The organism is Streptomyces microflavus, from assembly GCF_014650075.1.
Lineage (GTDB): Bacteria > Actinomycetota > Actinomycetes > Streptomycetales > Streptomycetaceae > Streptomyces > Streptomyces microflavus.
Genome location: NZ_BMUG01000001.1, coordinates 244,962 through 266,146, shown reverse-complemented (window position 1 = coordinate 266,146; position 21,185 = coordinate 244,962). Strand labels below are relative to the sequence as shown.

Below are 21,185 nucleotides of genomic sequence, written 5' to 3'. Positions count from 1 at the left end.
TGACCGCCCTGTTTTCCGGGGTACCCGGCGGCCGTGCGGAGTACTCGGGAGCGACGCGCGCCGGGCCGGCGGCCCGTACCGCCGGTTCTCGTCGACTGCCGCCCACCGGTCGGTAATCCGGCTGCCATTGGCCCGGGAGCCGCCCGGACCCCGGCAGCCCGCCTCTTTCCGCCCCGGCGGCCCGAACGCGCCACGCTTCACCGGGCCGAGGGAGCGCATCGGGGCGGCCGTCAGGCGGAAGTTGTGCGCCGGGCGTGACTGGAACCAGCGCACGCAACCGTTGGTTTTCAGCCAACTTCATATCCGGACCGAACCCTTCGCGGAATGGCCGGAGGACCTACCGCCCACCAGGCAGGAAGAGACCGCGCGGTACGCTTTCACCCGACGCGGACGGGCCACGTTCGTGAAGGGCACTTCCCTGTGCGCTTCGCGGGTGAAACGCTTCGTGATCGAACGCTTCACGCCACGTTTCCTTATCGACATAGCGCCGGTGGGGGAAGGTGTCACGGCGGGACCACGCGACGCAGTAGATTCGATCTTGAAAATCGGGGACTGGGGAAACGTGCGAAACCGAGGGGAAACGTGCAGGAGCGGCAGGCCCGTAAGGACCAGGGAGACGCGAACACCGAGGGGGGCTTAGCGTCATGAGCCAGGACTCCGCCACCGCGACGGAGGCCGCACGCAAGCTGACCGGGCGGCGACGCCGGGAAGTCGTTGCCGTGCTGCTCTTCAGCGGCGGCCCTATCTTCGAGAGCTCCATCCCGCTCTCCGTTTTCGGAATCGACCGGCAGGACGCGGGAGTTCCCCGCTACCGCCTGCTGGTCTGCGGCGGCGAGGACGGACCACTCCGCACGACGGGTGGACTCGAACTGACCACGCCGTACGGCTTGGAGGCGATCAGCAGAGCAGGCACCGTCGTGGTGCCCGCCTGGCGGTCGATCACCTCGCCGCCGCCCGCCGAGGCACTGGACGCGCTGCGGCGCGCCCATGAGGAGGGCGCCCGCATCGTCGGCCTGTGCACGGGAGCCTTCGTGCTCGCGGCGGCCGGCCTGCTGGACGGCCGCCCGGCCACCACGCACTGGATGTACGCACCGACGCTGGCCAAGCGCTATCCGTCGGTGCACGTCGACCCGCGAGAACTCTTCGTGGACGACGGCGATGTGCTCACCTCCGCCGGTACGGCCGCCGGCATCGATCTCTGCCTCCATATAGTCCGCACCGACCACGGCACCGAGGCGGCGGGCGCACTCGCCCGCAGGCTCGTCGTGCCACCGCGGCGCAGTGGCGGGCAGGAGCGCTACCTGGACAGGTCTTTACCTGAAGAGATCGGCTCCGACCCGCTCGCCGAGGTCGTGGCCTGGGCGCTTGAGCATCTGCACGAGCAGTTCGACGTGGAGACGCTCGCGGCGCGCGCCTACATGAGCAGGCGGACCTTCGACCGCAGGTTCCGCTCGCTCACGGGGAGCGCACCGCTCCAGTGGCTGATCACCCAGCGGGTGCTTCAGGCACAGAGGCTGCTGGAGACCTCCGACTACTCCGTCGACGAGGTCGCCGGCCGCTGCGGCTTCCGCTCACCGGTCGCGCTGCGCGGGCACTTCCGCCGCCAGCTCGGCTCCTCCCCCGCCGCGTACCGGGCCGCCTACCGGGCCCGTCGTCCGCAGGGGGTGGCGGAGAGCGCCGCGACGGTGCTGGAGACGGTCGTGCCCAGCCAGGGTGCGCCGTCCGGCCGCAGGGGCACACCGGTGTCGGTATCGGCGTCGGCGGGCTCCTCGGAGCACTCGCTGCCGGTCCCTGACGCGTACGTTCCCGGGCGCCCGGCCCTGCCGGGACAGCGGAGCGCCCCGTAGGGTGGGGCGCATGAACGACCGCATGGTGTGGATCGACTGCGAGATGACCGGGCTCTCGTTGACGGATGACGCACTCATCGAGGTGGCCGCCCTGGTCACCGACTCGGAGTTGAACGTGCTCGGCGACGGGGTGGACATCGTGATCCGCCCGCCGGACGCGGCGCTGGAGACCATGCCCGAGGTGGTGCGGCAGATGCACACCACCTCGGGTCTCCTCGACGAGCTGGCCGGGGGCACCACCCTGGCCGACGCCGAGGAGCAGGTCCTGGCGTACATCCGCGAGCATGTGAAGGAGCCCGGCAAGGCCCCGCTCTGCGGAAACTCGATCTCCACCGACCGCGGTTTCCTGGCGCGGGACATGCGGGAGCTGGAGGGCTACCTCCACTACCGGATCGTGGACGTGTCCTCGGTCAAGGAGCTGGCCCGGCGCTGGTACCCCCGGGCGTACTTCAACAGCCCGGACAAGAACGGCAACCACCGGGCGCTGGCGGACATCCGTGACTCCATCACGGAGCTCCGCTACTACCGGGAGGCGGTCTTCGTACCGCAGCCCGGCCCGGACTCGGAGCGCGCCAAGGAGATCGCGGCGCGCCAGGTGACCCGCGCCACACAGTAGGAAACCGCTGGTCAAGGGCGTTCCGACGCCCGCGGACCGGCCCCGGGAAACGGGGGCGCGAGCACCCTCCCGGACCCTGTACACTTTTTCTCGGCCGGTCGGAAACGACCGGACGACATGGTGGGTATAGCTCAGCTGGCAGAGCACCTGGTTGTGGTCCAGGATGTCGCGGGTTCAAGTCCCGTTACTCACCCTGAGGGAAGGGCCCCGGTCTTCGGACCGGGGCCCTTCTTCATGTCTGCTCCTCCGGTCGGGTTCGCGTCTGCTCTTCCGGTCAGGTCAGAACGTGACGTCGGAGCAGGCGTAGAAGGCGTTGCCGGTGTCCGAGATGGTCCAGACGCCGAGGATCAGGTGCTTGCCGGACTTCTGCGGCAGGGCGCCCGCATGGGTGACCGTGGCGCCCGGCTGCCGTCCGCCGAACGGCACGGTGAGGAAGGGCTGCGGCTCCAGGTCGGCGCGCGTGAGCGGCTTCGCGGGGTTGTAGCCGTCCTTGGTGACGTAGTACCGGAAGTCGGTCGTGGCGTGCCGGGCGGTGATCCGCCACCGGAACGTGTGGCTCTGCCCGGCCTGTACGGCGGAGGCGGGCCAGGCCCCGCCGCGCGGGTCGTCCAGCTCGGCGAAGCGCTGGTTGCCTCCGGCGCAGATCAGCCCGTCACGGGGGCCGCCGGCCGGGAACCCCTTGGGGCCTTCGACGCTCGGCGGCTCCCACTGGATCTGCCCGCAGTTGCGGACGGTCCCGTTGCCGCAGAGCTGCTGGCGGCTGACGGGGGAATCGGTGTAGCCGTGACTCTGCGCGCTGCCCGAGGTGGCCAGCAGGGAGACCCCGGCGACGCCGAGGCCGAGGAGTAAGGCGGTGATCTTTCTGCGCATGTGGTGCTCCTGAGGTGAGGGGTGGAGCTTGCGGACAGATGGATCGGGTCCGGACCGGGCGGCGGCTCGCACACTTGGTCTAGACCAAGACGGAGGCTAGTCCTGTCTTTTGGTCATGTCCATACCACTAGAGGCCGTTACGGCGGTGGCTCCGGCCCCTCGTCAGCCCGTCAGCCCGTCGGCTCCTCGTTGCGGGAGCGGCGCGGGGCGGGGGCCTCCACCTGCGCGACGACCTGGGCGTGGAAGCGGTCCACCGCCTCGTCCACGCTGCGGATGAAGCCGGTCTCGGCGCTGCCCCGGCCGCTGCCCATGCCCTTGAACAGGGAGAGCCGGAAGCCGGTGATCTGCGCCCCGTCCTTGGGGACGATGTCGGCGGGCTCCGGGCGCAGCCGTTCCAGCGTGCCGCGAGGACCGGCGCCCGGGCCGTCGACCAGCGTCTCGATGTGCAGGTCGGCGGGGGCCTCGGCGAGCCGCCTGATCAGCCGCTTGACCCGGCTGAGGGGGTAGCCCGGCTCGGCGGACGGGACCTCGATCGACGTACGGAGCTTGCCGGTGCGCAGGTCGGCGGTGATGGCGAGGACGCCCGGGGTGCCCTCGATCCGGATCTCCGCGTTCAGCCGCCCCTGCTCGCAGAGGTGGTCGGCCAGCTCGGCACGGCGGGCACCCGGGTCGGAGCCGCGCCGGGCGCGCTGGACCGGCAGGACCTTCTGCCCCAGCTCGCCGCCCAGCCGCAGGCAGACCTGGCGGACCAGGCGCTCCCAGTTCTCGATGACCTCCAGGGCCCGCGCGTCGCCCTGGCACAGCGTCTCGTCGTCGATCCCCCGGCGGACCGGGACCCAGGCCGCACCCATGTTCTGGAACCCGTGGCAGCCGGAGTTCTCGTGCTGGAGGTAGTGGAGGAGCTCCTGGAGCAGCCAGGCGTGGGCGGCGTTGCCGACGCCCTCGTGGCGGATCAGCATCTGCGCCTGGTGCACGACCTCGGCCCAGGACAGATGCCAGAGGGCCACCTTGTGCTTGCGCCGGCCGTCGATCCGGACGTCGACGAGCGGGCTGCCTTCGAGCGCCACGTCGTTGGAGAGCGTGATGACGGCCTCGTACCCCCGGCGGGCGGCGATGTCCATGTACGCCTGCACCTGGTCCGGCTTGAGCGCGTTCCCGTTGGTCTTGGTCTCGACCAGCGCGGTCCACAGCTTGCCCGCCCGTTCGACCCGGACCACGCCGTCCGGGCGCCGGGGCGACTCCCCGTGCGGCAGCGTCACCTCGGTGAACGTCTCCATCCGGCCGGCCGGTGCGCCGAACCCGGCGGTGAGACGGCGGCCGAACTCCGGCACCTGGGCCATCACCGACAGGACGACGGAGGTGGCCCGCGTCTCGCGCTCGCGGTCGCTCTTGAGCGCCGAGACGGGGAACAGCCGGGCGGAGCGCCACGATTCGTTGTCGGCGAGGCTCTTCCTGGTCGTACGGGGGAGGGTGACCTTCTTCTTCGCCGTACGGGGACGGCGAGCGGGCTTGGCCGGAGCGGCGGGGCCGTCCTGCGCCGGGGCCGCGGGGACGTCGTCCGGGCGGGCGCCGGTGGCCTGGGCGGGGACCCGGGCGGGGGCGGTGGGCTGCCCGGCGGGCTCCGGCAGCGGGGCCTCCTCTGCGTACTCCTGCCCCTGCTCCTGCTCGCCCTGTTCCCGCGCATCCTCCTCCGCCGCGTCATCGTCGATGTCGACGCCGTAGTCGGTCGCCAGCCCCGCGAGCCCCGACGCGTACCCCTGGCCGACGGCGCGGAACTTCCACTCCCCCGAACGCCGGTACAGCTCGCCGAAGATGACCGCACTGACCTCGTCGGCCTCCTCCACGGCGAACCGGACCAGGCCGTCGCCCGCGCTGTCCGCGAGGGTGAGGCGGAGGTCGTCCAGCTCGCCGAAGCGGGATCCGCCGTAGCGGCTGGCGGCGACGACCACCTTGTCGATCTCCTCCGGCACGGCGTCCAGATCGAAGCTGATCCGGTCCTCGCTGCCGTCGGCCGTGGGTGTCTTGCCGAGGAGCTGCACGCTTCCGTTGCCGGCCACCGGGTTGTTGTAGAAGCAGAAGTCGACGTCGCTGCGGACCTTCCCGTCGCCGTCGAGCAGCAGTACGGAGACGTCGGCGTCGCCCTCACCCGTGGCGCTGCTCCACCCCAGGCTGACCATCACCGAGCCGACGTCCTCGCTCAGCGCCGCAAGTCCGACATTGGCGCCCTTGACCATCTCGTGCACGAGGCCCCCCAGATGCACAGCCGCTCGGAGCGCACCCGGCAGCCAGCTGTGTGACGTGTGTGGTGCGTCACACATTCGTCGTACGCAGCGAACATTAGCCCTCGGAGCGGAGACGCGTGAAGAACTTGTGAAATCCGGAAGTCCCGCCGCCGCTACCAGGACAGGCGACTCCCGGCCACCGTCATGACGAGTCGCGGACCACCAGCTCCGTCGGGAGCACCACCGTCGGCCGCTCCCCCGTGCGCCCCGCGATCTCCTCCAGCAGGAGCTGGGCCATGCGGCGGCCCATCTCCTCGATGGGCTGGCGGACGCTGGTGAGGGCCGGGTGCATATGGCGGGCGACCACCGAATCGTCGAAGCCGATCAGGGCCACGTCGTCCGGGATGCGGCGGTCCGCCTCGCGCAGGACCTGGCGGGCGCCGGCCGCCATCACGTCGGAGGCCGCGAAGACCGCGTCCAGGTGGGGGCGGCGGGCCAGCAGTTCGCGCATCGCCCGTGCGCCGCCCTCCTCGGTGAAGTCGGCGGGCGCGATGAGGCGTTCGTCCGGGGGCAGGCCCGCGGCGGCGAGGGCGGCGCGGTAGCCGTCCAGGCGGCGCTGGGCCCCGTAGACCTCCAGGCGGCCGGTGATCGTGGCGACCGAGCGGCGGCCCCGGGTGATCAGGTGCTCGACGGCCGCCCTCGCCCCGTCGAAGTTGTCCGAGTCGACCGAGGCCAGCGGCTCGTTCGCGTGCCGGGCGCCGCTGATCACGCAGGGCATGCCGAGCTGTTCCAGCAGTTCGGGCAGCGGGTCGTCGGCGTGCACCGCGACCAGCAGGACGCCGTCGACCCGGTGCGCCGTCAGGTACTGGGCGAGCCGGCGGCGCTCGCGGTCGTTGCCCGCGAGGGTGAGGAGCAGCTGCATCTCGGTGTCGGCGAGAGCCGCGCCCACGCCGCGCACTATGGCGGAGAAGTACGGCTCCGCGAAGAAGCGGGTCTCCGGCTCCGGCACCACGAGCGCGATGGCGTCGGTGCGGTTGCCGGCGAGGGCGCGGGCGGCGCGGTTGGGGACATAGCCCAGCTCGGCCACGGCCGCCTGGACCGCCTCTCGGGTCGCCTCGCTGACCCGGGGCGAGCCGTTGATGACCCGGGAGGCGGTGCCGCGGCCGACCCCGGCCCTGGCCGCGACCTCTTCGAGCGTGGGCCGCCCGCCGTTCCGTACTCGCGCTGCCGCCATGGCTGCCTCCCCGTTCCCGGTCAATTTCTCACAGCCGTACAGTCAATCCAAGTCCTGGATCGATCACCCCGACGAGCGTACGGACAGTGTATTGGGAGCGCTCCCAAGCCGGGGAAAGGCGCGGGCCCCGGTCGGGGGTGACCGGGGCCCGCGGCTCTCAGGAGGTCAGGCTTCCGGCGGCAGGCCGTGGCGGGCGATCACCTCGCTGTACCAGTGGGCGCTGGACTTCGGGGTGCGGAGCTGGGTCTCGTAGTCGACGTGCACGGCACCGAAGCGCTTCGAATAGCCGTACCCCCACTCGAAGTTGTCCATCAGCGACCAGAGGAAGTAGCCGCGCACGTCCGCCCCGTCGGCCACCGCCCGCTGTACGGCGGCCAGATGGCCGTGCAGGTAGGCGATGCGCTCCGGGTCGTGGACCCGGCCGTCCGCGTCCGGGACGTCCTCGAAGGCCGCGCCGTTCTCGGTGACCATCAGCGGCAGGCCCGGGTTCTCACGGGAGACGTCCATGAGGAGGGCGTGCAGGCCGTTCGGGTCGACCGACCAGTTCATGGCGGTGCGCGGCTTGCCCTCGGCGAGGTGGAACGCCACGTGCTCCGAGCCCGGCCACGGGGAGTGGTCGCTGTTGCCGTGACCGTCGTTACGGGTGTCGCCGGCGCCGGAAGCGGGCGTGGAGACGATCGTGGGCGTGTAGTAGTTGACGCCCAGTACGTCGATGGGGCGGGCGATCGCCGCCAGGTCGCCGTCGTGGACCAGGGCGGACCACTTCACCAGACGGTCCGTGTCGGCCAGCAGGTCCTCCGGGTAGGCGCCGTGCAGCATCGGGCCCGTGAAGATCCGGTTGCCCACCGCGTCGATCCGGCGCGCCGCGTCCGCGTCCGCCTCGCTGCCGGTCAGCGGGCGCACCTGGTGGAGGTTGAGGGTGACCGAGGTCTGCGCGGTGGCGGGGAGGTTGGTGCGCAGCGCCTCGGTCGCCCGGCCGTGGGCCAGGTTGAGATGGTGGGCGGCCCGCAGCGCGGCGGCCGGTTCGGTGCGGCCGGGGGCGTGGACCCCGGAGCCGTATCCGAGGAAGGCCGTGCACCAGGGCTCGTTCAGCGTCGTCCACATGCCGACCCGGTCGCCGAGCGCGCGGGCCATGATGGCCGCGTAGTCCGCGAACCGTTCGGCCGTCGCGCGCTCGGGCCAGCCGCCCGCGTCCTCCAGCTCCTGGGGCAGGTCCCAGTGGTAGAGCGTGGCGACGGGCGTGATGCCGGCCTCCAGCAGCTCGTCGACGAGCGAGCGGTAGAAGTCCAGGCCGCGTTCGACGGCGGGGCCCCGGCCGGTGGGCTGGACCCGGGACCAGGAGACGGAGAAGCGGTACGCCTTGAGGCCGAGCCGCTTCATCAGCGCGACGTCGTCCCGGTAGCGGTGGAAGTGGTCGGCGGCCACGTCCCCGGTGTCGCCGCCCAGGACCTTGCCGGGGGTGTGGCTGAAGGTGTCCCAGATCGAGGGGGTGCGGCCGTTCTCGGTGGCCGCCCCCTCCACCTGGTACGCGGCCGTGGCGGCGCCCCAGACGAAGCCGGTCGGGAAGGGGGCGGGGGCCGCGGGGGCCTGCTGCGGGGCGGTGTCGGATCGTACGACTGTCATGTGGGAGCGCTCCCATGGGGGTAGGCGAAGGAGAGGGGTGGAGGCGGCGGTGCGGTCCGGGCCGACCGCACCGCTCGTGGCGTCAGCCCTTGACCGCGCCGGACATGATCCCGCCCACGATCTTCTTGCCGAAGACCACGAACACCACCAGCAGCGGCAGCGTGCTGATCAGCGCGCCCGCCATGACGATGGACTGGTCGGGGGTGTACGAGGCGGAGAGCTGGCCGAGGGCCACCTGCAGGGTCGGGTTCTGCTGGTTGAGGGCGAGGTAGGGCCAGAAGAAGTCGTTCCACGCCTGGACGAAGGTGAGCATCCCCAGCACCATCATCGCGGGGCGGGCCACCGGCAGCACCACGCTCACGACGATGCGGAGGTTGTTCGCCCCGTCGATCTTGGCCGCCTCGATGAGCTCGTACGGCAGCGCCTCGATCAGGTACTGGCGCATGAAGAACACGCCGAACGCGCTCACCAGCGTCGGGAAGATCACCGATTCGAGCTGCCCGCCCCAGCCGAGGCCGGACATCATCATGAAGAGCGGGACCACGCTGAGCTGCGGCGGGATCGTGAGCGTGGCGATGACGGCGGTCATCAGCCAGCCCCGGCCCCGGAAGCGCATCTTGGCGAAGGCGTAACCGGCGAGCGTGCAGAAGAAGAGCGTCGCGGCCGTGATGGACGACGAGACGATGATGCTGTTGAGGATCGCCTTGCCGAGGTTGGCCTGCTCCCAGGCCGTGGAGACGTTCTCCAGCAGCTTGCCGCCCGGCAGGAACGGCGGTGTGGTGGCGAGGACTTCGTCCTGTGTGCGGGAGGCCGCCACCAGGGTCCAGTACAGCGGCAGCAGCGATCCGAAGCCGACGACGGCGAGCGCGATGTACGCGAACGGGCCGCCCTTCATCTGCTGGCCGGCGCCCATCCTGAAGCGGCTGGGGCGGTGCGGGGCGCTGCCCTTCGGGGCCGGCGCGAGCTTCACCGGGGCGGTGGGCGTGGTGCTGGTCATGGTCATGGAAGGGCTCCCGGTCAGACCGCGGACTTGCGGACGAAGCGGCCGATGAACCAGTTGGCCGCGGCGATGATGAGCAGGAGCGCGAGCATCGCCCAGGCCACGGCGGCCGCCGGACCGAGGTGTCCGAGGTTCCAGCCGTAGTTGTAGAGGTAGATGCTGAGCGTCTCGTACTGGTTCTCGTTGCCGCCGGTGGCGCCGAGCGCGCCGCCCTCCAGCAGCAGTGGCTCACCGAACAGCTGCATGGACCCGATGGTCGAGATGACGATCGTGAACAGGATCGTCGGCCGCAGCGAGGGAATGGTGACCTTGCGGAACTGCTGCCAGCGCGAGGCGCCGTCCAACGAGGCCGCTTCATAGAGGTCGTTGGGGACCGCCTGCATCGCCGCCAGGTAGATCAGCGCGTTGTAGCCGGTCCAGCGCCAGATCACGATGATGGAGATCGCGAGCTTCGAAGTCCAGTGCCCGTTGGCCCAGTTGACCGGGTCGAAGCCGACGAGGCCGAGCGTCCAGTTCAGCAGTCCGCCGTCCGCCCGGAAGACCAGCGCGAAGACGAGGGCCGCGGAGGCGACGGAAGTGGCGTACGGCGTGAGGATGACCGTGCGCCAGAACGTGCTGGCGCGCAGGCGGTAGTTGAGCAGATGGGCGAGGCCGAGGGCCACCAGGAGCTGCGGGACGGTGGAGATCACCCCGATCAGGAAGGTGTTGCTGACCGAGGTCCAGAACTCCGGGTCGTGCAGGATCTTGTCGAAGTTCTCCCAGCCCACCCACTCCATGGAGTCCAGGCCGGTCATCTCCACCCGGTGCAGGGCGATCCAGCCGGTGTAGAGCAGCGGGTAGAGACCGAAGGCCCCGAAGACCAGGAAGAACGGCGCGATGTAGGCGTACGGGGACGCCTTGTCGTCGAACCGCCACAGCCGGCTGCGCCACAACTGCCGCCGCTCGGACGGTGGTTTTTCCCGGGGTTCGCGGGGCGGGGATGCGTACGCGTCCCGGGTGGGGGTCGAGGTTGCCACGGGCGGGAGTCCTTCCCTGGGGGCGCTCCGCCGGAGGTGGACGGGCGGGCGGAATGTGTGTGGAGGGGCGGCGGGCGCGGCCGGGGCGGACGGGCGCGGCAGGGGTCGCCCGCCCGCCCCGGTGTGCGGCCGGTTCAGCTCAGCCGATCGCCTTGTCGATCGTCCGGACAGCGACGTCCCAGGCCGCGTCCGGCTTCGTTCCGCGCTGCTCCATGTTGTTGATCTGCGTGGAGATCGAGTCCTTGATCACGCCGTCCTTCGGGCCGAGCACCGCCTCGGGGATGGACTTCGCCCCGTCCGCGTAGATCTGGCCGATGGGCGCGTCGTTGAAGTACGGCAGGGTGGCGCTCTTCACGTCGGGCAGCTCGTAGGCGCCCTGGTTGGACGGGAACACCCCGATGGCCTTGAAGACGGCGGCCTGCTGCTCGGGCGCGGTCAGCCACTTGACGAGCTTGGTGGCCTCGTCGACGTTCTTCCCGGACTTCGGGACGGCGAGGAAGGAGCCGCCCCAGTTGGCGGCGGTGGTGCCGGGGGCGCTGGTGATGTCCCACTTGCCCTTGTTGGCATCACCGGCGTACGTGGAGATCTGGCCGGCCATCCAGGCGGGGCAGACGACGGTGGCGACGGTGCTCTTGCGCAGGGCCGACTGCCACTGGTCCTCGAACTGGGCGAGGCCTTGCGTCAGCTTCTTGGACGCGGCCTCGGCGGCGAGGTCCCAGCCCTTGGCGACGCTGGCGCTCTCCTTGTAGACCGGCTTGCCGCTCGCGTCGTAGTACTGCTCGGGGCTGGAGCTGACGACCGCGTTGAACATGGCGCTCGCGGAGTCCATGAAGTACGTGCCCTTCGGCGCCTTCTTCTTGTACTCCTCACCGAGCGCGAGGAAGTCCTCCCAGCCGCCCGCGGTCCGCTTCGCGACCTCGGTGCGGTCGGTGGGCAGGCCCGCCTTCTCGAACAGCTCACGGTTGTAGCAGAGGGACATCGGGCCGATGTCGGTGCCCGCGCCGATCACCGCGCCGCTGGGGGCGGTGGCCTGCTTGGCCTTCCACGACACCCACTCGTTGACGTCGATCACCTTGGAGAGGTCGGCGAAGGAGTCCGCCTTGGTGTCGACGATCTCCTTGATCCGGCCGACCTCGATGCCCTGGACGTCCGCGAGGCCACTGCCCGAGTTCAGCTGCTGGAGCAGCTTGGGGTAGTAGTTCTTCTCCTCGGCGGTGGTGTCCTCCTTGACCGTGATCTTCGGGTTCAGCTCGTGGTACTTCTCGAAGAGTCCGGCCTCCTTGTACCCGAACTGGCCGAAGTCGGCCAGGGTCAGCGTGATGTTGCCGTCGGCGTCGGCCCCCTTGCTGCCGGAGTCGGACGAGCCGCCGCAGCCGGTGAGCAACAGGGCGGTGACCGTCAGGCCGGTGGTGGCCACGATCGCGGTTCTCCGGCGTCGACCGGCAACGCTGCGGGTGATGCGCATTCCACTGCTCCTTGTTCCGGGGAGTCCTACGGAAAGGAAGCGCGCGAGATCCCCTCCCGTTGTTGTGGGAGCGCTCCCATGCGCCGATGCCGGAAGGTTCCTGCCTCAAGGGGGTGGGTGTCAAGAGTTGAAGACGATTCCGTTGCCGAAGGATGTCCACCGCGTCACGCGGCGGCGGCCGGGCCGCCCACCCGTCGGAAGGTGAACGGGGGCGGTCGGCGTCCGGCGAAGTGCCGGGCGGGCCCACCCCTGTTAATTTCGCCCTTATGCCCCCTTTGATCATTCTGCCGCTCGGCACCGGACCGGGTGGGTGAGGCGGGATGGGCGTTCTGCGCGACCATCCCGAACTGGCTCTCTTCTTCTGTCTCGCCGCCGGGTATCTCGTCGGCAAGCTCCGCGTCGGACCGATCACGCTCGGCGGCATCTGCGGCACCCTGATCGTGTCGCTGCTGATCGGCACCCGGCACGTCAGCGTCGACGACGACGTCAAGACCGTCTTCTTCGCGCTGTTCATCTTCTCGCTCGGCTATATGGCCGGGCCGCAGTTCTTCGCCAACCTCAACCGCTCCAGCCTGCGCTTCTTCGCGCTCTGCCTGATCGAACTGGTCTGCGTCCTCGGTATCGCCTACGGGCTGGCCAAGGCCTTCGACCTGGACGTCGGCACGGCCGCCGGGATCCTGGCGGGGGCGGCCACCGAGTCCGCCGTCGTGGGGACGGCGACCGAGGCGATCGGCAAACTCAGCGACCTGACCTCCGAGCAGATCACCCAGTACCAGGGGCACGTGGCGACCGCCTACACGGTCTGCTACCTGTTCGGCCTGATCACCATCGTCCTCTTCACCAGCCAGATCATGCCGATGCTGCTGCGCATCAACCTGGCCGACGCCTCCCGCGAGCTGTGGGAGAAGATGCGCGGCGGCCACGCCGGACTGGAGTCCGACGAGCGCGAGGCGCTGCCCGGCATGGTCGGCCGCACCTATCTGGTGACCCTGGCCGACGGACGTACGGTCGGTGACCTGGAGAGCTCACTGGGCGGCCACATCACGGTCGAGGGGGTCAAGCGCGGCAGCAAGCTGCTGACGCCCTCCCCCGGCCTGGAGCTGACCCTCAGCGACCTGGTCCAGATCGTCGGCCGGCGCTCCGCGATCATCGAGGCGGGCCGGGAGATCGGCCCGGAGACCCCGGCCGTACCCGGGCTCGACACCCCGCTGGCCACCAGCCAGGTCGCCGTCACCGAGAAGGCGACCGCCGGTTCGACCATCGACCGGCTGGAGAAGAACCATCCGGAGTTCCGCAAGGACGGCGTCTACATCACCGCCGTCCTCCGCAACGACCAGCACCTCCCCGCCAGCGGGGAGACCGTCCTCCAGCGGGGTGACATCCTCACCCTGGTCGGCGCCCGGGGCGGGCTGAACAAGCTGGTGGCGAGGATCGGCGCGGTGGTCAAGAACGACTCCACCGACTTCGTCTACATCGGTTTCGGCATCGTCGCCGGCTCCCTGCTCGGCCAGATCGTGGTCAAGCTCGGGGACGTCCCGATGTCGCTCGGCACGGGCGGCGGCTGCCTCATCTCCGGCCTCGTCTTCGGCTGGTTCCGCTCCCGCAAACAGACCTTCGGCGCGTTCCCCCCGCAGGCCGCGACCACGCTCAAGGACATGGGCCTGGCCGTCTTCATCGCCTGTACGGGGCTGGCGGCGGGGCCGCAGGCCTGGCCGCTGCTCAAGCAGTACGGGGCGCTGCTGCCGTTCGCCGGGATCGCCATGGTGCTCGTCCCGGCGACGATCTCCCTCATCGTCGGGCGGAAGCTGCTGAAGATCGAGAAACCGCTGCTGATCGGCGCCATCGCCGGACAGCAGTGCTCGACCCCGGCGATCACCTCCATCACCCAGGTGGCCCAGAGCTCCGTACCGTTGCTCGGCTACACGATCACGTACACGCTCTCCAACTTCCTGCTGCCGCTGACCGGCCCCATCCTCGTCGGCGTGCTGGGGGCCTGAGATGACGACGCCCGGCCCCCCGACCACCGACGACCTCCACGGAGCGGACACCGCCATGCCCAAGACCACCCGCCTCAGCCGGGAGGAGATCCGGTCCTTCGCCCAGCTCTCGCCCTTCGAGCTGAAGGACAAGTTCATCCGGATCGCGACGGAGGCGCAGAGCGACAAGCCCGGCCAGAAGGGGAAGACGACCCGGGCGATGCTCAACGCGGGCCGGGGCAACCCGAACTGGACCGCGACCGGCCCCCGCGAGGCGTACCACGCGCTCGGCTACTTCGCGATTCAAGAGTCCCGCCGGGTCTGGACGGCGGACAACCTCGGCGGGATGCCGGAGGAGGAGGGGTGCGCGGAGCGGTTCGAGCACTTCGTCCGTACGCATCCGGAGCTGCCCGGCATCGAGCTGCTGAAGGCGAGCGTGGACCTGGCGGTGAAGCGGTTCGGCTTCGACCGGGACGCGTTCGTGCACGAGCTGGCGGACTCCTCGATCGGGGACAACTACCCGGTGCCGGACCGGATCCTGCGCCACACCGAGGAGATCGTGCGCGGCTACCTCGCGGACGAGATGTTCGACCACCGGCCGCCCGAGGGGCAGACGCTGAGCCTGTTCGCGACCGAGGGCGGCACGGCGGCGATGTGCTACATCTTCGACTCGCTGCTGAAGAACGGGATCCTGAAGAGGGGCGACCGGATCGCCCTGATGGTCCCGGTGTTCACCCCGTACCTGGAGATCCCCGAGCTGGACACGTACGGCTTCGACGTGGTCCATGTGGAGGCGAACCTGTTCACCGAGACCGGGGTGCGGCAGTGGCGCTACCCGGAGGAGGAGATCGCCAAGCTGGCGGACCCGTCGGTGAAGATGGTCTGCTGCGTCAATCCGAGCAACCCGCCCTCGCTGGCGCTCTCTTCACGGGTCACCGAGCAGATCGTCTCCATCGTCGGCGAGCAGAACCCGAACCTGGTCATCGTGACCGACGACGTGTACGGAACGTTCGTGGAGGGGTTCCGCTCGCTCGCCGCCGACCTGCCGCGGAACACGCTGCTCGTCTACTCCTACTCCAAGCACTACGGGGCGACCGGCTGGCGGCTCGGGGTGATCGCGCTGCACGACGACAACGTGATCGACGCGATGCTGAAGGACCAGGGAGCGGAGCAGAAGGAACGGCTCAACAGGCGTTACGGAACACTGTCGTTGGAGCCGGAGAAGATGAAGTTCATCGACCGGATGGTGGCGGACTCCCGGCAGGTGGCGCTGAACCACACGGCGGGGCTCTCGCTCCCGCAGCAGGTGATGATGGCGCTGTTCTCGCTCTTCGACATGCTGGACGAGGGCCAGGCGTACAAGCACCGCATCCGGGCCATCGTGCAGCAGCGGCTCCAACTCCTGCTGGAGGGCGTGCACATGAAGGTCTCGGAGGATCCGAAGCGGGCCGCGTACTACATCGAACTGGACCTGCTGGCGGAGGCGGAACGCGTCCACGGCAAGCCGTTCGCGGACTTCCTGGGGGCGAACTACGAACCGGTGGACCCGCTGTTCCGGCTGGCCGAGCAGACGTCGGTGGTCCTGCTGAACGGCGGCGGCTTCGACGGGCCGGAATGGTCGGTACGGGTGTCGCTGGCCAACCTGGACGACCTGGACTACCTGAAGATCGGGCACCATCTGCGGGCGATCTTCGACGAGTACGCGGAGGAGTGGCGGGCCCAGGCCGGGTGAAGGAACGCGCCCCGGCCGGAGGTGGGGTGGCCCGGCCGGGGCGCGCGCGTGGGGGGCGCGGGGTGGTTGAAGGGGGGTCTGGGAGCTATCCGAAGGCGGCGAACGCCTTCGTGAAGGCCAGCGGCTCCTGAGCGATGGAACTGCAGGTGGCGTCGGCGGCCGGCTTCGGCCCGCCCGGGCAGGCCTTGTCCCGGGTACCGGACCACATCGCCAGGCGGCCGATGCCCTTCTCCTGGGCGAACTTCACGACCTGCGTGGCGTCCTCCACCGTGAAGATCTCGGTGACGACGTCGTTCACGCCGATCATGGGGGTGACGGCGACGGCCTTCCACGCGGCGGTGTCGGAGAGTCCGAGGACGCCCTTGATCTGGGCCTGCGTGGCGGTCGCCGCCCGGATCGCGTACGTGCCCATGTCGTCGCTGTAGGCGGGCCCGTAGTCCATGGCCATGATGTTGACCCCGTCGACCCGGACGCCGTTCTTCTTGGCGTCGGCGAGCAGGTCGATGCCGGGCTGGGTCAGCCCCTCGGGCATCACGGGCAGGGTGAAGGCGACGTCCAGGTCCGGGTACTTCTTCTGGAGCTGGGCGATGGCCTGGGCGCGGCGGGTATTGGCGGCCGTGTCGGGCAGGGCGGCGCCCTCGATGTCGAAGTCGACCTTGGTGAGCTGGTAGGCGTCGACGACCTTGCCGTATGCGGCGGCGAGATCGGCGGAGGAGGAGCAGTTCAGGGCCAGTTCGGCACCGGCCGCGCCACCGAAGGAGACCCGGACGTCACCGCCCTTGGCCCTCAACGCGCCTATCTGCTTGGCCACATGGTCGTCAGCGAGTCCGGTGACTCCGCCCCAGAGCGGGGCGCAGCTGCCGCCGGAGGTGATGAAGGCTAGGTGGAACTCCTTCACCCCGGTCCTGGTGGCGGTGTCGAGGAGGTCGTAGGCGGGGTAGAGCGAGGTGTCGATGTAGGGGGCGAACCGGGAGCCGGTTTCCCCGCCGCCACCGGGGCGACCGGTGGCGGTGGGGGCCGGCGTGGGGGTCGGTGTGACCGGGTCCGACTCCGTGGGGGTCGGAGTGGGCGCGGTCGTCGGGGTGTCCGTGGGGCGGCCGCTGGGGGTGGGGACCGGGCCGCTGTCCACGGAGCAGGTGACGTCGTTGATGAGGCAGGAGGCCGGGTCGCCCGCCGTACCGGTGGCGGAGGTGACGAAGCCGACCGTCACGGACTTCCCGGGGGCGAGCTCCTTGTCCCAGCTCGCGGGCTTCACGGTGACGCGGTTGCCGTTCACCGTGTGTTCGCCGTTCCAGAGCGAGCCGATCTTCGTGCCCGCCGGGAGGTCGAACTGGAGGGTCCAGTCGGTGAGGGCCTTGTCCGTCTCGTTGGTGACGACGTACTGGCCCGTGTAGCCGCTGGACCAGTCGCTGGTGCGGGTGTACGCGGCCCCGATCGCGGCTGCCTGCGCCGTACCGGTCAGGGCGAAGACCGTCCCGCCGATGACGGCTGCGGCGACGATCGCGCCGACCGCCTTGGTACGGGTGCTCGCCGTGCGGCGGTGCGTACTGGAACCCATCAACGTGCCCTGCCTGCCTCTGTGTGCTGCTCTGCGTCCTGCGGATTTCCCTGGGGGGTGTGTGACAGACGCTAGCGGCAGCGGAACGGGCAAAGGGGGCTTTACGGACCGGAGTTGATGTTTTTAGGGTGCGCTTAAGGAACGCATGGGAGCGGGTTAATGAAGGGCCCCGGGATGGGCTCCGGGACCGGCCGCCGTCCGGGGCTCCTTGGGGCGTCGGCGGCCGAATCGGCGGGTGACCCGGCGGCCGTGGCCGCGCCTTCCGCGGTCGGGGCTGCTGCCGTGCAGGCCGATCCAGATGCGGACCTCGGTGCCGCCGAGCACGGACCGGCCGATGCGCAGGTCGCCGCCGGTGGATTCGGCGACCCGGCGCACGATGTCCAGGCCGAGCCCGGTGGAGCCGACCGCGCCCGCCTTGGTGCCGCCGCCGCTGGTTCCCCGGGCCAGGGCCGCCTTCGGGTCGGCGATGCCGGGGCCCGCGTCGGAGACGAGGACGATCACCGCGTCCCCGCTGTGGTGGACGTCGACGGAGAAGGCGGTGCCCTCGGGGGTGTGGCGGAAGACGTTGCCGAGCAACGCGTCTAGGGCGGCGGCCAGTTCGGGGCGGGCGACGGGGATGCGTACCGTACGGTCCACTCCCGCGAGCCGCACCTCGCGCCCTTCGTCCTCCGCGAGCGCCGACCAGAAGCCCATGCGCTCCCGGATCACCTCGGAGGCGTCGCACCCGGCCCCGGGGCCGGTCTGGATGCCCTGGGTCTGCGGGCGCTGTTCGCGGGCGGTGCGGATGATCGTGTCGACCTCGTGCTCCAGCTGCTCGACCGCCGCCCGGGTCTGGTCGGCCGCCGGGCCCTCGCCGAGGGATGCGGCGTTCAGCCGGAGCACGGTGAGCGGGGTGCGGAGCCGGTGCGAGAGGTCGGCGGCCAGTTCGCGCTCGTTGGCCAGGAGCTGGACGACCTGGTCGGCCATGGAGTTGAACGCGACGGCGGCGGACCGGAGTTCGGTGGGGCCCTCCTCGGGGACCCGGGTGCCGAGCCGCCCCTCCCCCAGGTCGTGGGCGGCGCCCGCGAGGCGCTGGGCGGGCTGGACCATCCGTATGCCGAGCCGGTCCGCGACCGCCACCGAGCCGACGATCAGGGCGACTCCGACGCCCGCGAGGATCAGCCAGGCGGTGGCGACCCCGTTGGAGACCTCCCCCTCAGGGACGAAGACCTCGACGACGGCGATGTCACCGGTGGAGAGCGCGGTGAGCTGGAGCAGGGCGAAGCCGTCGGTGACCTCGGTGATGGAGGCGCGCCCGGCCTTGCGTACGGTCGCGATGTCCTTGGACGTGGCCCGCCGGGTGCCGACGTCCAGGGCCTCGCCCTCGGTTCCGTCCGAGGCCTTCTCGGGGGCCGGTACGTGGACGGCGAGCCGCCCCCGGTCGCCCGGTTCGGTGGAGAGGACGGCCCGGGTCAGCTCCTCGCGGTCGGTGGTGATGGAGAGCGCCGGGGCGATCATCGCGGCCTGGCGTTCGGCGTCGGAGAAGGCCCGGTCGCTGGCCATCTCCCGGATGACCAGTCCGAGCGGTACGGCGAAGGCGATGACGACCATCGCGGTGACGGCCAGACACACCTTGACCAGGGCCCATCTCATGCCGGCGGCTCCACGGCCGGGGCGCCGGGGGACGGCACGTCGGCGGGCGGCTGGAGCTTCACGCCGACGCCACGCAGGGTGTGCAGGTAGCGGGGCCGGGCGGCGGTCTCACCGAGCTTGCGGCGGAGCCAGGACAGGTGGACGTCGATGGTCTGGTCGTCGCCGTACGACTGCTGCCAGACCTCGGCCAGCAGCTCCTTGCGGGCGACGACCACCCCGGGGCGTCCGGCCAGGAAGGTCAGCAGGTCGAACTCGCGGCGGGTGAGGTCCAGTTCGGCGCCGTCGAGTTCGGCGCGGCGGCGCAGCGGGTCGATGGCGAGCCCGCCGACGCGGATGACCCGGGGCGGCGGCGCCTGGTCGCCGGCCGCGCGGGCGCGGCGCAGCACGGCGGCCATCCGGGCGGAGAGGTGCTCGACGGAGAAGGGTTTGGTCAGGTAGTCGTCGGCCCCGTCGTTGAGCAGCCGGACGATCTCGCTCTCGTCGTCCCGCGCGGTGGCGATGATGACCGGTACGTCGGTGATGGACCGCAGCATCTTCAGCGCCTCGCCGCCGTCCAGGTCGGGCAGCCCGAGATCGAGGATGACCACGTCGAAGCGGAAGTGCGCGACCTCGCGCAGCGCTTCGAGCGCGGTGCCCACACTCCGTACCGTGTGGGAGGCCTCACTGAGGTGCCGGATGAGGGCGGAACGTACGAACTGGTCGTCCTCGACCACGAGCACACTTGCCATGGGCGGCACCGTACGCCATGGCGCCGACCCCGGTCCCGCCGCCGCCGGAAACCTCCGCAAAGGCCGGAACAGGGGGTGGCCGGAGCCGGAACAGGAGCTACCGGAGGGGGACAGTCCAGGTGCGCGTGGTGCAGGATGTGCCCGATGCAACGAGGACTCGTACACGCGCTCGCGTGGTCGCTCGCCACCGGCGCGGCGGTCACGCTGTCGTGGTGGGGCGTGCACACGGTCATGACCGGGACGGCGTACGACCCGCCCCGGGCCGTACCGATCTCCGTGGGCGCGGGAAGCCCGAAGCGCATCGGGCAGTCCACCGAGGAGCCGCTCGTCTCGTCCACGTACCGCTCCTCGCCGTCCCCCTCCCCCTCGGCGCACAGCAGCAGTGCGAGCCCTTCCCCGTCGGCCGCACGCCCCTCCCGTACGCCGTCGAGCGCCCCGGCGAAGCCGCCCGCGTCCTCCGGGCCGGGCGCGAACTCCGGCGAGGTCAAGGGGTACCGGACCGACGGCGGCCGGGTCGTGTTCGAGCTGGGGAAGAGCTCGGCGAAGCTGGTCTCGGCGACGCCGGAGCCGGGCTGGTCGATGCAGGTGTGGACGAACGACGCCTGGATCCGGGTCGACTTCAGCGACGGGGGCGGGGTGAACGGGAAGACGTACTCGGTGTTCTGCACCTGGAACGGGACTCCGCCGACGGTGCAGGTCGTCGAACCGTAGGCCTCCAGGCCTGATCAGGGGTTTTCGAAGACGGACGGCGGGGGCGCCGGTGACGGCTTGGCGGCCGCGTCGGTGACGACCGCCGCGCCGCCGGTGAAGTCCGTGAGCGCCCGCCCGTGTTCGACCCGGCCGGGGTGCGGGTCGCTCGCCACCCGGCGGGTGAACTCGGCGACCGCCAGGGGCAGGGCGGAGGCGAGCAGGACCGCGTTGCCGAAGCGGCGGCCGCGCCAGACCACGGGGTCGGCGGCGAGCGCCAGTTCGGGGAAGACGGCGGCGGCGGTGGCCACCTGGCCGCGCAGGTGGGCGAGCGGCGGCCCGTCCGCGAGGTTCGCGGCGTACTGCCCCGAAGGCTTCAGCACCCGGCGCACCTCCGTGAGGAACTCGGCGGAGGTCAGGTGGGCGGGGGTGCGGGCCCCGCTGAACACATCCGCGATGACCAGGTCCGCCCAGCCGTCCGGGAGCTTGCCGAGCCCTTCGCGGGCGTCCACCGCCCGGACCCGTACCCGGGCCTGCGGATCCAGCGGGAGCCGGTCGCGGACGAGCTGGACGAGGGCCGCGTCGACCTCCACGATCTGCTGGGTGGAGCGGGGGCGGGTCGCGGCGGTGTACCGGGCGAGGGTGAAGGCGCCGCCGCCGAGGTGCAGGACGTGGAGGGGCTGGAGCGGGGGTGCGGCGAGGTCGATGATGTGGCCGAGCCTGCGCTGGTAGGCGAAGGAGAGGTACGCGGGGTCGCCGAGGTCCACGTGGGACTGCGGGGCGCCGTCGAGCAGGAGCGTCCAACCGGCCGGGCGCTCCCGGTCGGGTATGAGCTCGGCGAGACCGCTGTCGACGGGGCCGGAGAAGGGTTCGCGCTCCACCCTGCCGGTCGAGCGGTCCTTCTTGCCCTTGCTCTTGTCCTTGCCCCCGGCAGGCGCTCCTCGACGTGCCACGTGCGCTGGTCCTTGCTGGTGGGGGC

The 21,185-nt window shown here is 70.9% G+C and carries 16 protein-coding genes and 1 tRNA gene; 6 read left to right on the top strand and 11 right to left on the bottom strand.

Annotated elements, in window-relative coordinates; translation table 11 throughout:
* The first annotated feature begins 644 nt into the window (after positions 1–644).
* The 3 genes from IE264_RS01150 to IE264_RS01140 all read left to right on the top strand — a co-directional run bounded on the left by IE264_RS01150 (position 645) and on the right by IE264_RS01140 (position 2,656).
* Positions 645–1,847, top strand: a complete 1,203-nt coding sequence (locus tag IE264_RS01150) for a helix-turn-helix domain-containing protein (protein ID WP_015608706.1) — start codon at positions 645–647, stop codon at positions 1,845–1,847.
* 10 nt (positions 1,848–1,857) lie between these two features.
* A complete protein-coding gene (orn, locus tag IE264_RS01145; RefSeq protein WP_015608707.1) occupies positions 1,858–2,463 on the top strand; it encodes an oligoribonuclease in 606 nt (201 codons plus the stop codon).
* Positions 2,464–2,583: 120 nt separating this feature from the next.
* Positions 2,584–2,656, top strand: a tRNA-His gene (locus tag IE264_RS01140).
* Between the two features lie 86 nt (positions 2,657–2,742).
* Here IE264_RS01140 and IE264_RS01135 read toward each other — a convergent pair.
* From IE264_RS01135 to IE264_RS01105, 7 genes are all read right to left on the bottom strand, one after another.
* A complete protein-coding gene (locus IE264_RS01135; RefSeq protein WP_031126139.1) occupies positions 2,743–3,333 on the bottom strand; it encodes a lytic polysaccharide monooxygenase auxiliary activity family 9 protein in 591 nt (196 codons plus the stop codon).
* A gap of 170 nt (positions 3,334–3,503) precedes the next feature.
* Positions 3,504–5,567 (bottom strand): TerD family protein, encoded by a 2,064-nt coding sequence (locus IE264_RS01130; protein WP_032758561.1) that lies wholly within the window; start codon positions 5,565–5,567, stop codon positions 3,504–3,506.
* 190 nt (positions 5,568–5,757) lie between these two features.
* Positions 5,758–6,789: a LacI family DNA-binding transcriptional regulator gene (locus IE264_RS01125; protein ID WP_015608710.1), complete on the bottom strand. Its 1,032-nt coding sequence runs from the start codon at positions 6,787–6,789 to the stop codon at positions 5,758–5,760.
* A 165-nt stretch (positions 6,790–6,954) separates the two neighbouring features.
* The gene (locus tag IE264_RS01120) at positions 6,955–8,412 is read right to left on the bottom strand and encodes a GH1 family beta-glucosidase (protein WP_032758480.1); all 1,458 of its coding nucleotides are present in this window, start codon (positions 8,410–8,412) and stop codon (positions 6,955–6,957) included.
* A gap of 82 nt (positions 8,413–8,494) precedes the next feature.
* Positions 8,495–9,415, bottom strand: coding sequence for a carbohydrate ABC transporter permease (locus tag IE264_RS01115; protein WP_015608712.1), 921 nt, complete (start codon positions 9,413–9,415; stop codon positions 8,495–8,497).
* 14 nt (positions 9,416–9,429) lie between these two features.
* Positions 9,430–10,428: a carbohydrate ABC transporter permease gene (locus IE264_RS01110; RefSeq protein ID WP_032758479.1), complete on the bottom strand. Its 999-nt coding sequence runs from the start codon at positions 10,426–10,428 to the stop codon at positions 9,430–9,432.
* A 139-nt stretch (positions 10,429–10,567) separates the two neighbouring features.
* Entirely contained in the window at positions 10,568–11,893 is a 1,326-nt protein-coding gene (locus tag IE264_RS01105; RefSeq protein WP_015608714.1) for an ABC transporter substrate-binding protein, read from the bottom strand.
* Positions 11,894–12,213: 320 nt separating this feature from the next.
* Between IE264_RS01105 and aspT the strand changes: the two genes are divergently transcribed.
* A complete protein-coding gene (gene aspT / locus IE264_RS01100; RefSeq protein ID WP_032758478.1) occupies positions 12,214–13,890 on the top strand; it encodes an aspartate-alanine antiporter in 1,677 nt (558 codons plus the stop codon).
* A gap of 55 nt (positions 13,891–13,945) precedes the next feature.
* Positions 13,946–15,601: a bifunctional aspartate transaminase/aspartate 4-decarboxylase gene (locus IE264_RS01095; protein ID WP_032758560.1), complete on the top strand. Its 1,656-nt coding sequence runs from the start codon at positions 13,946–13,948 to the stop codon at positions 15,599–15,601.
* Positions 15,602–15,686: 85 nt separating this feature from the next.
* On the opposite strand, the gene IE264_RS01090 is transcribed toward IE264_RS01095, so the two are convergent.
* The 3 genes from IE264_RS01090 to IE264_RS01080 form a co-directional block, all read right to left on the bottom strand.
* The gene (locus IE264_RS01090; protein WP_032758477.1) at positions 15,687–17,159 is read right to left on the bottom strand and encodes a glycoside hydrolase family 18 protein; all 1,473 of its coding nucleotides are present in this window, start codon (positions 17,157–17,159) and stop codon (positions 15,687–15,689) included.
* Between the two features lie 156 nt (positions 17,160–17,315).
* Positions 17,316–18,791, bottom strand: a complete 1,476-nt coding sequence (locus tag IE264_RS01085; protein WP_190167558.1) for a sensor histidine kinase — start codon at positions 18,789–18,791, stop codon at positions 17,316–17,318.
* On the bottom strand, positions 18,788–19,519 hold the full coding sequence (locus tag IE264_RS01080; protein WP_015608719.1) for a response regulator transcription factor: 732 nt from the start codon (positions 19,517–19,519) through the stop codon (positions 18,788–18,790). The genes IE264_RS01085 and IE264_RS01080 overlap by 4 nt, the downstream gene beginning before the upstream one ends.
* Positions 19,520–19,663: 144 nt before the next feature.
* Between IE264_RS01080 and IE264_RS01075 the strand changes: the two genes are divergently transcribed.
* A complete protein-coding gene (locus tag IE264_RS01075) occupies positions 19,664–20,230 on the top strand; it encodes a hypothetical protein (RefSeq protein WP_032758474.1) in 567 nt (188 codons plus the stop codon).
* A 14-nt stretch (positions 20,231–20,244) separates the two neighbouring features.
* Here the strand turns inward: IE264_RS01075 and IE264_RS01070 are convergent, their stop codons facing one another.
* A complete protein-coding gene (locus tag IE264_RS01070; RefSeq protein ID WP_032758472.1) occupies positions 20,245–21,159 on the bottom strand; it encodes a spermidine synthase in 915 nt (304 codons plus the stop codon).
* Positions 21,160–21,185: the final 26 nt, after the last annotated feature.